We start from the raw sequence: 11051 nt of genomic DNA, 5'->3' as shown, positions 1-11051 counted from the left end.
TAGGCAAGCGAGGATCGGGTAGGGAGAGGCTTCACAGCCTCCCCCTCCCACACCACCGTACGTACGGTTCCGTATACGGCGGTTCGTCAAGCGCGGGTGAGGCGATGATGCAGTTGCTGGAGCGACGGCAGGCCGAGGGTGGCGAAGAAGGCGGCACGATAGGCGTTGTTCATGTGGCTGGCCCCGGCATTCCACCAGGGGCCGCGTCCGTTGGTGGCGGACTGCCACGCCCGAGCCTGATCGATGCCGCGCTGCATCAGTCGCTTGGCGCGTGTACGCGGACGCTTCCACTGCCGCCACAGCAGGCCGCGCAGCTTGCGCCGCAGCCAGCCATCGAGGTCCTCGAAGGCCCCCTTTGCCTGCGCCAGCCGGAAGTATTGCATCCAGCCACGCAGGATTGGAGCGAGGTCCTCGACGGTCCGGGCCAGGGTTCGTCCGCGTCCTTGGCGTAGCGTCATCCTGAGCTTGTTCCGCAGCCGGCCCACACTCTTGGCCGCCACCCGAAGGCGCGGCTGCTTGTGGGACGTCACGGTGTATCCCAGGAACGTTCGTACCCAAGGACGGTCAACCGCGCTCTTGGCGCTGTTGACCTTCAGCCGCAGTCGTTCGGCAAGGAACCGTGTGATCGACGCCATCACCCGCTCGCCGGCTGCCTTCGTCCGCACGTAGATGTTGCAGTCGTCGGCGTAGCGGCAGAAGGCATGGCCCCGTCGCTCGAGTTCCTTGTCGAGATCGTCGAGCAGGATGTTCGACAGCAACGGGGATAAAGGCCCACCTTGCGGCGTGCCTTCGGTCCGTACCGTCGTCAACCCGCCCGTCATCAACCCAGCCTGCAAGTAGCGGCGGATCAGCCGCAATACCCGCTTGTCCTCGACCCGGCGTGCCACCCGTGCCATCAGCACGTCGTGGTTCACCCGGTCGAAGAACTTCTCCAGGTCGAGGTCGACCACAAAGCGTCGGCCATCGGCCATGTGCGCCCGCGCGGCAAGCACCGCGTCGTGCGCGCTGCGCCCCGGACGGAAGCCGTACGAGGACGCTGAGAAGCCCGGATCGAACAGCGGCATCAGCACCTGATGCATCGCCTGCTGGATCAGCCGATCCAGGACCGTCGGGATGCCCAGTTGGCGCATCCCGCCGCCGGGCTTGGGGAGTTCGACCCCACGCACCGGCTTGGGCCTGTATCGATCGTCCAACAGTTCCTCTCTGACGCGCGGCCAGTGCTCCTTCAGGTGCGGCGCCAACTGCTCCACAGTCATCCGATCGATGCCTGCGGCGCCCTTGTTCGTCATCACCCGATGGTAGGCCGCCATCATGTTCTCTCGGCTGACGATCTTCTCCATCAGCCGCATCTCCTCCTCCGGATGGGAAGGTCGCGGTCTTGCCGTGGTGGTTGACGCACCCGTCCCCTGCTCTCGCGGCTGCCGGCCGCTACCCTCGGGGCGGGCATGGCGCATCTCAGCGCTATCGCCTGCGTCTGTTGTCACCATCGAAAGACCGACCTCCCTCCGGCACTTGATGTTCGGCCCTTTGTCGACCCGGTTCGCCGACTACTACGGCCTCTGCTGACTCCTGCCGCCCCATCCCGCCGCCTCGCAGCGCCGGTAGCACACCTGTTGCCAGGGGCAAGACGGCAGATCTCCCAGGGTAATGCGCGTGACCTTCGTGCCATCTACCTGGCGCATCTACGCCCGCCCCTTCCGGGTGATATTCGGGCTTCGGGCTTCTTGGCTCCCTCGCCCAGAGGCGGACGCCTCATATGCGCTTCCTGTTCGTCAGGCCGGCACTTTGCCTGCAGCTTCCTTCAGACCCCATCTCACGATGACGCCCTTGCCGTTCGGCTAACGGTTCCCATCACCAGGGCCCGTGAAGGACTTCCACCTCCAAGTCTTCGACCGGATACCAACTCGGTCAAATCGTGCCCTCGCACCTACGCGCCATGCCTGGCGCACCAAAAAAGCCGCCCGCCTCGTCGGCGGACGGCCATTTGCTTCGACGATGGATCAGTCGGCGGCTTCGCTCATGACCCGCTCGCCGTCGACGGTGAGCTCGCCCTTCTCGACACCGATCTCCACGGTCTGCCCGTCGGCGATCTTGCCTTCGAGCAGCAGGGTCGCCAGCGGATTCTGCAGGCTGCGCTGGATCACCCGCTTCAGCGGCCGCGCGCCGTAGACCGGGTCGTAGCCGCGGTTGGCCAGCCATTGCAGCGCCTTGCCGTCGACCTCGAGGTCGATCTTGCGGTCGCTGAGCAGCTTGCGCAGGCGATTGAGCTGGATCTCGACAATGTCCGTCATGTTCGCGCGGCTGAGACGACTGAACAGCAGGATCTCGTCGAGGCGGTTGAGGAACTCCGGCCGGAAGGCGCGACGCACCTCCTCCATCACCTGCTCGCGCACGGTGTCAGTCGATTCACCCTCCTTGAGCGCGGCCAGATAGGAGCTGCCGAGGTTGGAGGTGAGCACGATCAGCGTGTTCTTGAAGTCGACCGTGCGGCCCTGCCCATCGGTCAGACGGCCGTCGTCGAGGACCTGCAACAGCACGTTGAAGACGTCCGGGTGCGCCTTCTCGACCTCGTCGAACAGGATCACCTGGTACGGCCGACGCCGCACCGCTTCGGTCAGCACGCCGCCTTCGTCGTAGCCGACATAACCCGGAGGCGCGCCGATCAGGCGGCTGACGGCATGCTTCTCCATGAACTCGCTCATGTCGATGCGCACCATCGCCTGGTCGTCGTTGAACAGGAACTCGGCGATCGCCTTGGTGAGCTCCGTCTTGCCCACGCCGGTGGGGCCGAGGAACAGGAACGAGCCGATCGGCCGGTTGGGATCCTGCAGGCCGGCACGCGCACGGCGCACGGCGTTGGAGACGGCGCGGATCGCCTCTTCCTGGCCGATAACGCGCTTGCCGAGCTGCTCCTCCATGCGCAGGAGCTTGGCCCGCTCGCCTTCCAGCATCTTGTCGACGGGCACGCCGGTCCAGCGCGAGACGACGGCGGCGATATCCTCGGGCGTGACCTCCTCCTTCACCCCCTTGCCGCCCTGGACGGCCTGGCCCTCGGCCTCCTTGAGCTTCTTCTCCAGATCGGGAATCACGCCGTAGGCGAGTTCGCCCGCCCGGCCCAGCTCGCCCTTGCGCTGCGCGATCTCGAGCTCGGAGCGCGCCTTGTCGAGCTGCTCCTTGAGCTTCTGCGAGTCGGCGAGCTTGTCCTTGGCCGACTTCCACTGCGCGGTGAGCGCGGCGGACTTCTGCTCGAGCTCGGCCAGATCCTTCTCGAGCCGCTCCAGCCGGTCGCGCGATGCCTGATCGCTCTCCTTCTTGAGCGCCTCGCGCTCGATCTTGAGCTGGATGACGCGCCGGTCGAGCTCGTCGAGCTCCTCGGGCTTGCTGTCGACCTGCATGCGGATGCGGCTCGCCGCCTCGTCCATCAGATCGATCGCCTTGTCCGGCAGGAAACGGTCGGTGATGTAGCGGTTGGAAAGCGTCGCGGCGGCAACGATGGCGCCGTCGGCGATGCGCACGCCGTGATGCAGCTCGTACTTCTCCTTGAGGCCGCGCAAGATCGAGATCGTGTCCTCGACCGTCGGTTCGGCCACGAACACGGGCTGGAAGCGGCGGGCAAGGGCTGCGTCCTTCTCGATGTGCTTGCGGTACTCGTCGAGGGTGGTTGCACCGACGCAATGCAGCTCGCCACGCGCCAGCGCGGGCTTCAGCATGTTTGACGCATCCATCGCGCCGTCGGCCTTGCCGGCGCCGATCAGCGTGTGCAGCTCGTCGATGAAGACGATGATGTCGCCCTCGGCGGCGGCGATCTCGGAAAGCACGGCCTTCAGCCGCTCCTCGAACTCGCCGCGATACTTGGCGCCCGCGACCATGGCGCCGAGATCGAGCGCCATCAGCTTCTTGCCCTTGAGCGATTCGGGCACGTCGTCGTTGACGATGCGCAACGCGAGCCCCTCGGCGATGGCGGTCTTGCCGACGCCGGGCTCGCCGATCAGCACGGGATTGTTCTTCGTGCGGCGGCTCAGCACCTGGATGGTGCGGCGGATTTCCTCGTCACGACCGATCACCGGGTCGAGCTTGCCCTCGCGCGCCGCCTGGGTGAGGTCGCGGGCATATTTCTTGAGCGCGTCGTAGCTGCCTTCGGCCGTGGGTGAATCGGCAGTGCGTCCTTTGCGCAGGTCAGCGATCGCCTTCTCGAGCGCTTGCGGTGTGACGCCGCCCTTGGCCAGCGCCTCGGCTGCATCGGTGCCCTTGGCCAGCACCAGCGCCATCAACATGCGCTCGACGGTCACGAAGGAATCGCCCGCCTTCTCGGCTATGGCCTCGGCCTGGTCGAAAACGCGCGCGGTTTCCGGCGCCATGTAGATCTGGCCGGCACCCTGGCCCTCGACCTTGGGCTGCTTGGCAAGCGTCGCCTCGACCGCGCGATGCACCGCCCGAGAATCGCCGCCCGCGGCGGCAATCAGATTGGCCGCCAGCCCCTCGGGGTCGTCGAGCAGCACTTTCAGCAAATGGTCGGGAATGAAGCGCTGATGGCCCGAGCGCAGCGCCAGCATCTGGGCACTCTGCAGGAAACCCCGCATGCGCTCCGTGTATTTCTCTTGGTTCATCTCACTCTACCCTTTCATGTCACGCCCCCGTCCAGCGGCAGGCGAAAGAGCGGACCCCTATCCGGGCATCCTGCGCTCGATATGGGGTGAGCACGCAAAGGTGCAAGACCGGACCCGGCTTAAGGCTTTTCGCCTTCGGGCACGACAACGCCCATCGGCCCTTCAGGGCCGATGGTCTTCACTCACACAAGGAAGCCAAAAGGACCCGCGCGCCGCCGCGCGGCGCTGGACTAACCGCGCCGACCGGTGGTCGCCGGTGTGAAATCCGGAACGTCCGGCTGATCCTCGGCCGCCGGATCGGGATTGGCGGTAGCACGGCCGTTCTGCAGGAAGGCTACGCCACCCAAGCCGGGCTCCGCTTCGTTCTGGCCGCGGTCGGCATTCCGACCTTCGGGCGCATATCCGGCGCCATTGCCGTTGGCTTGGGCTGGCAAAGGCGGCTGGCCGGGCTGCTGCGGAGCGCCCGGCTGCTGGCCTTCCTCGCCGCTGCCCTCTCCCCAGCCCTGGTTGTTGCGATGCGTGAAGCCGCCCATCGACTGGATCACCCGGAAGTAGTGATCGGCATACTGCCAATAGGCCTCCGCCATGATCCGATCGCCCGACGCGGCCGCTTCGCGGGCCAGTGCCTGGTATTTGTCGAATACTTGATGGGCGTTGCCGCGGACCCGGACGTCGGGACCGCTGCTGTCGAAGATCTGGTTCCGGTTCGGCGGACGGTTGGGATTGTGATGCTGCTTGTGATGGCCGCCACCGCCACCACCACTACGGCCGCCGCGCGACCGCTGACGATTGTTTGGTCTCATTAACCTAGAGCCGTTTGTATGCCGGACGGTGTTGTTGCTCGCGAGCCCCTTTGCCCTTCCCGGGCGCCGTGCCGGCTCAATATATCGCGGGTTGATTGCCCGCCGGCACATGCCGGACCGGGCCAAGCCTCCCCAAGGGGCCAATGGAACGTAGTCGCAAAGCCCTGCTTTGCCAACCTTTTAATGGCGCGCCCCGACCACTCTTTCAACACCCCCCAAATCCTTCCACGGGGGCCGCGGCGACAGGCCGGCAGCGGCAAAAATGCCAGCTACCTCAGTGGCTTGACCCTGCCCAACCTCCATCAGCAGGTGGCCGCCGGGGGTGACCAGCCTGCAACCAGCCAGGCTGATCGTGCGGTAAGCGTCCAGACCGTCCGGACCGCCGTCGAGGGCCGCGCGCGGCTCGTAGCGGGAGACTTCCGGCATCAATCCCGAAATCGCCGCCGTCTCGATATAGGGCGGATTGGACACGACGAGGTCGAACGGGCCGCCCAGCCGGTCCTCCCAGCCCGCCTGCCGCCAATCGCCCTGCACGAGGGTCGCTCGGGACGTGACGCCCAGAGAAACCGCGTTGCGCCGCGCGACTGCGAGAGCATCGTGGGAGGCCTCCAGCCCGACGCCGTTTGCCTGCGGCAGTTCCTTCAGGAGCGTCAGCAGCAGGCACCCCGACCCCACGCCGAGATCGAGCAGCCGCCAGGCGCGATGCCGGTCGGCCAGCAGCGTCAACGCCGCTTCGATCAGTGTCTCGCTGTCGGGTCTCGGCACCAACACCGCGGGCGTCACCTTGAAGGGCAATCCCCAGAATTCGCGCTCGCCCAGAATGTAGGCCATCGGCTCGCGTTGAACGCGTCGGGCCGTCAGAGAGCGCAAAGCAGCCACGACCGGCGGCGGAGCGGACTCGGGACCATGCGCAATCAGCGCCTCGACCGAAAGGCCGGAGGCCTTCGCCAGCAACAGGCGCGCCTCGAGGCGGACATTGTCGATGCCGGCCGCCGTCAGCGCGACGGCGGTGTCGCGCAGCAGCGTGTCGTACGTGGCGGTCAGGTCGACAGCTCCGCCAGGCGCGACGCCTCGTCGTCGGCGATCAACGCGTCGATGATCTCGTCGAGTGCACGGCCTTCCATCACCTCGTCGAGCCGGTAGAGCGTCAGGTTGATGCGATGGTCGGTCACGCGGCTCTGGGGAAAATTGTACGTCCGGATACGCTCGCTGCGATCGCCGCTTCCGACCTGGCCCTTGCGGTCGGCGGCCCGCGCATCATCGCGCCGCTGGCGCTCGGCATCGTAGAGGCGAGCACGCAGGATCTTCATCGCCTTGGCCTTGTTCTTGTGCTGGCTCTTCTCGTCCTGCTGGCTGACCACCACGCCGGTCGGGATATGGGTGATGCGCACCGCCGAGTCGGTCGTGTTGACCGACTGGCCGCCCGGGCCCGACGAACGGAAAACGTCGATGCGCAGATCCTTCTCGTCGATCTTGACGTCGAACTCCTCGGCTTCCGGTAGCACGGCCACCGTCGCCGCCGAGGTGTGGATCCGGCCCGAGGCCTCCGTTGCCGGCACCCGCTGCACGCGATGAACGCCCGATTCGAACTTCAGACGGGCGAACACGCCCTTTCCGCTGACGATGGCGATGGCCTCCTTGTAGCCGCCGATGCCGGTATCGGAGACCTCCATCACCTCGAACTTCCAGCCGTGCTCGGCCGCATAGCGCTGGTACATACGGAAAAGATCGGCCGCGAAAAGCGCCGCCTCCTCGCCGCCGGTGCCGGCGCGGATCTCGAGGATTGCGTTCCGCTCGTCGGCGGCGTCTTTCGGCAGCAGCATGCGCTTCACGGTGCGCTCGAGCGCGGGCAGGCGCTTCCTGAGCTCGGCCGCCTCCTCCTCCGCCATCGCCTTCATGTCGGGATCGGCCGCCAGCGCCTCGGCGTCCTTCAGCTCCTGCTCCGCCTTGCGCCAGGCATTGACGGCGTCGACCAGCGGCCCGAGATCGGCATATTCCTTGGACGCCGCAACGAACTTCTGCGAGTCGAGCGTGCCGTCCGCGAGCGCCGCCTGCAGCTCGGCGTGGCGCGCCACAACCTGGTCGAGCTTCTGCCAGAGCGACACGGCATCAACCGTCGAGGGCGGCGGCGAGCCGGTCGAGCGCCACCTCGCGCTGGGCGCCGCTGTCGAGGTCCTTGACCTGGGCCACACCCTTGGCGAGCTCGTCGTCGCCTATGATGACGACGGCGCGCGCCTTGAGCTTGTTGGCACGCTGCAGGCGCCGCTTCATGGTGCCGCGATAGTCCTGCTCGACGGCGATGCCGGCCCGCCGCAAGGCCCGCGCGATGCCGAGCACCTTCGCCTCCGCGGCGGCACCCAGCGGCGCGATCACCACCGGCCGCGGCAGCGGCGCCGGCTCGTTGGCCAGCATCATCAGCCGCTCGATGCCGCCTGCCCAGCCGATGCCCGACGTCGGCGGACCACCCAGCTCCTCGATCAGGCCGTCGTACCGCCCGCCGCCCAGCACGGTGCCTTGCGCGCCGATATGGGTGGTCACGAACTCGAACGCCGTGTGCGTATAGTAGTCGAGGCCGCGCACCAGGGCAGGATCGATCTCGAACGGGATGCCAGCGGCGGTCAGGCCGCCCTTCACTGCGGTGAAGAACTCGCGGCTGGCGGCGTTCAGGTGGTCGGTGAACGAAGGCGCCAGGGCGTTCACTGCCTTGTCGCCGTCATCCTTGCTGTCGAGGATGCGCAGAGGATTTCGCTGCAGCCGGCTCCGCGAATCCTCGGAGAGCCTGCTCTCGTGCTGGCAATAGTAGTCGTACAGGACGCGGCGATAGGCTTGGCGCGATTCCGGATCGCCTAGGGAGTTGAGCTTCAGCACGCAGCGGTCGAGGATGCCCAGCCGCTCCAGGATGTCGGCGGCGAGCGTGATCACCTCGATGTCGGCGCCCGGCTCGGGCGCGCCCAGCACCTCGACGTCGATCTGGTGGAACTGCCGTTGGCGGCCCTTCTGCGGCCGTTCGTAGCGGAACATGGGCCCGGCGGCGAAGACCTTGAGCGGAAGCTGCTGGGCCAGTTCGCCGTTGGAGATGAATGCGCGGCAAATGCCTGCGGTGTATTCCGGCCTCAGCGTCAGCGATTCGTTTCCGCGGTCGTTGAAGGTGTACATCTCCTTGGAGACGACGTCCGTGGTCTCGCCGATGCTGCGCGCGAACAGCTCGGTAAACTCGAAGATGGGCGTCGCCATCTCGCGGTAGCCGTAGAGGCGGGCGACATCGCGTGCGGTCTCCACCACGTGGGCGAAGCGCCTGTACTCATCGGGAAGAAGATCGTGCGTACCCCGTACGGGTTGGCGTTTGCTCACGTGACATCGCCTTGGGAAAGAGCTGCCGAGGAAGATATGGAAGCGCCGCTACTCCGCGGCGACGCGATGCCGGTCGGCGTCCTCGGCCTTGCCCGCAGCCTTCGCCGCCTCGATCTCGGCCGCCTTCTTCTCGATCAGCTCGGCCAGATGATCGACGATGCTCGCATCCTTCAGGCGATGGTGCGGTACGCCGGCGACGTAGACCTGATGCGTGCCGTTGCCGCCGCCGGTGAAGCCGATGTCGGTCTCGCGCGCCTCGCCGGGCCCGTTCACGACGCAGCCGATCACGGACACGGTCATGGGCGTGGTGATGTGCGCCACCCGCTTCTCCAGCGCCTCGACGGTGCGAATGACGTCGTACTGCTGACGGGCGCAGGACGGGCAGGAGACGATGTTGACGCCGCGATGACGGAGGTTCAGGGCCTTGAGAAGCTCGAAGCCGACCCGCACCTCCTCCTCCGGCTCGGCCGAGAGCGAGACGCGAATGGTGTCGCCAATGCCCGCCCACAGGAGCGAGCCCAGCCCGATGGCCGACTTCACGGTGCCGGTGCGCAAGGCGCCTGCCTCCGTGATGCCGATATGCAGCGGGTAATCGCAGGCATCGCCAAGCTGCTGGTAGGCGGCGACGGCCAGGAAGACGTCGGACGCCTTCACGCTGATCTTGAAGTTGTGGAAATCATGATCCTGCAGGATGCGTGCATGGTCGAGGGCCGATTCGACCATCGCCTCCGGACAAGGCTCGCCGTACTTCTCCAGGAGATCCTTCTCCAGCGACCCGGCATTGACGCCGATGCGCATCGACACGCCGTGATCCTTGGCGGCCTTCACCACCTCGCGCACCCGGTCGGCGTTGCCGATATTGCCCGGATTGATGCGCAGGCAAGCCGCACCTGCATCGGCCGCCTCGATTGCCCGTTTGTAGTGGAAATGGATGTCGGCCACGATCGGCACCTTCGATGCCTTCACGATCCGCGACAAAGCCGCCGTCGAATCCTCGTCGGGGCAGGACACACGGATGATGTCGACCCCCGCCTCCTCGCAACGGCGGATTTGCGCAATCGTCGCTTCGGCATCCGCCGTCAGCGTATTGGTCATGGTCTGCACCGAAATCGGGGCGCCCCCGCCCACGGCGACGGAGCCGACCATCACCTGCCGCGACTGGCGGCGCACGATATCGCGATAAGGCCTGATGCTCATGCCGCCAATGTAGCGATGGGCGGCCGGCTTATCCAGCCGGGCGGCCGCTCAACGGGCTTCGATGATGCGATAGGAGATACCCGCCGGCACGATATAGCTCTCGCCGGCTCGCACGTAAGTCTGCGCCAGAACGTCTCCATTGGGAGACCGCAGCTCGACCCAGCTGTTCGACCGGACGATCACCTTGGTGTCCGACTTGGTCGGGGTCGCGACGACCATGGCGGGATCGGTGCTGGTCGGCGGCGCCGGGCGCGCCACGGCCTCTTGCGTCTCGGCCGCGGGCGGCGGCGCAGGCTGGGTCTCGATCGCCGGCGGCTGCGCGGCGAGCGCCTGCCCGGCGGACGGCACTGTCATCATCACCGGCGGCGGCGCAGCCGGCACGGCGATCACCGCCGGCGGCGGCACGAGAGGTGTCTCGGGCGGAGTCGTCGGGGACGCTGAAGCGGCGGCCGGCGCACGGGCCGGCGTCGAGGGGGCCGGCGGCGCCGAACGGACCTTCGACTGGACTTGGCTGGGCGTCACGACCGCAGGCGCCGACGCAAGATGAGCCGTCTCGCTCGTCGAGGCATCGTCCTTCGCCGGTCGCTCCGCAAGCAGGCGGTCCGGCACGGGCGGTACCTTCTCGGCAACGATCGGCTGCTGCTGCGGCAGATAGTGCCAAACGGCATAGCCGGCGGCGATCACCAGCAGCACCGTCAACACTGCAAGGCCGACCGGAGCCCGCCTTTCGGCCATCGGGAAGTCGGCCGGCAGGGAAACCGGCCGCACGACGGGCAAGGAGCCGGAGAGCTGGTAGGCCGTCAGGACCTTCTGGGCATCGAGGCCGAGATAGCTCGCATAGCCGCGCAGGAAGGCAGGGATATAGGCCGCACCCGGCAGCTCCTCGAAACGGCCCTGTTCGATTGCCTTGAGGAAGGCCGCACGAATGCGCAGGCTCTTTGCCACTTCCTCGATGCTGATACCACGCTCTTCGCGCTGTTCGCGCAACAACCGACCAACGGCATGCCCTGTCGTGGTGTCATGCTCCGCCGCTCGCCACTCAACCTGATCCGGCATGAATCGTCCCCGCCGCCCTGCCTTCGGCCGAGTTTTA

At 66.8% G+C, this 11051-nt stretch carries 9 protein-coding genes (1 of these 9 running past the window's edge); 1 reads left to right on the top strand and 8 read right to left on the bottom strand.

Annotated elements, in window-relative coordinates; all coding sequences use genetic code 11:
• Positions 1-3, top strand: partial view of a peptidoglycan DD-metalloendopeptidase family protein gene (locus OJF58_RS13945; RefSeq protein ID WP_300778229.1) — the final stretch only. 1410 nt of this gene lie to the left of the window's left edge; the window shows 3 of its 1413 coding nt (coding positions 1411-1413); its start codon lies beyond the left edge, outside the window; it ends in the stop codon at positions 1-3.
• 83 nt (positions 4-86) lie between these two features.
• On the opposite strand, the gene ltrA is transcribed toward OJF58_RS13945, so the two are convergent.
• The 8 genes from ltrA to OJF58_RS13905 form a co-directional block, all read right to left on the bottom strand.
• Complete coding sequence (gene ltrA / locus OJF58_RS13940) at positions 87-1340, bottom strand: group II intron reverse transcriptase/maturase (RefSeq protein ID WP_300778228.1); 1254 nt, start codon at positions 1338-1340, stop codon at positions 87-89.
• Positions 1341-2000: 660 nt separating this feature from the next.
• Complete coding sequence (clpB, locus tag OJF58_RS13935; RefSeq protein WP_300778226.1) at positions 2001-4607, bottom strand: ATP-dependent chaperone ClpB; 2607 nt, start codon at positions 4605-4607, stop codon at positions 2001-2003.
• A gap of 230 nt (positions 4608-4837) precedes the next feature.
• The gene (locus tag OJF58_RS13930) at positions 4838-5410 is read right to left on the bottom strand and encodes a DUF4167 domain-containing protein (protein ID WP_300778223.1); all 573 of its coding nucleotides are present in this window, start codon (positions 5408-5410) and stop codon (positions 4838-4840) included.
• 180 nt (positions 5411-5590) lie between these two features.
• The gene (gene prmC / locus OJF58_RS13925) at positions 5591-6430 is read right to left on the bottom strand and encodes a peptide chain release factor N(5)-glutamine methyltransferase (RefSeq protein ID WP_300785272.1); all 840 of its coding nucleotides are present in this window, start codon (positions 6428-6430) and stop codon (positions 5591-5593) included.
• A 20-nt stretch (positions 6431-6450) separates the two neighbouring features.
• Positions 6451-7515, bottom strand: a complete 1065-nt coding sequence (gene prfA / locus OJF58_RS13920) for a peptide chain release factor 1 (RefSeq protein WP_300778221.1) — start codon at positions 7513-7515, stop codon at positions 6451-6453.
• Between the two features lie 4 nt (positions 7516-7519).
• The gene (gene hisS / locus OJF58_RS13915) at positions 7520-8761 is read right to left on the bottom strand and encodes a histidine--tRNA ligase (protein WP_300778220.1); all 1242 of its coding nucleotides are present in this window, start codon (positions 8759-8761) and stop codon (positions 7520-7522) included.
• Between the two features lie 48 nt (positions 8762-8809).
• Positions 8810-9958, bottom strand: a complete 1149-nt coding sequence (ispG, locus tag OJF58_RS13910; protein ID WP_300778219.1) for a flavodoxin-dependent (E)-4-hydroxy-3-methylbut-2-enyl-diphosphate synthase — start codon at positions 9956-9958, stop codon at positions 8810-8812.
• A 48-nt stretch (positions 9959-10006) separates the two neighbouring features.
• Entirely contained in the window at positions 10007-11014 is a 1008-nt protein-coding gene (locus tag OJF58_RS13905; protein WP_300778218.1) for a helix-turn-helix domain-containing protein, read from the bottom strand.
• Positions 11015-11051: the final 37 nt, after the last annotated feature.

It is taken from the genome of Enhydrobacter sp. (assembly GCF_030246845.1).
Lineage (GTDB): Bacteria > Pseudomonadota > Alphaproteobacteria > Reyranellales > Reyranellaceae > Reyranella.
This window is presented reverse-complemented; position numbering and strand designations above follow the sequence as displayed.

Coding starts and splice junctions, on each gene's coding strand:
- ltrA (WP_300778228.1), bottom strand. CDS start 1,340: ATGGAGAAGATCGTCAGCCGAGAGAACATGATGGCGGCCTACCATCGG.
- clpB (WP_300778226.1), bottom strand. CDS start 4,607: ATGAACCAAGAGAAATACACGGAGCGCATGCGGGGTTTCCTGCAGAGT.
- OJF58_RS13930 (WP_300778223.1), bottom strand. CDS start 5,410: ATGAGACCAAACAATCGTCAGCGGTCGCGCGGCGGCCGTAGTGGTGGT.
- ispG (WP_300778219.1), bottom strand. CDS start 9,958: ATGAGCATCAGGCCTTATCGCGATATCGTGCGCCGCCAGTCGCGGCAG.
- OJF58_RS13905 (WP_300778218.1), bottom strand. CDS start 11,014: ATGCCGGATCAGGTTGAGTGGCGAGCGGCGGAGCATGACACCACGACA.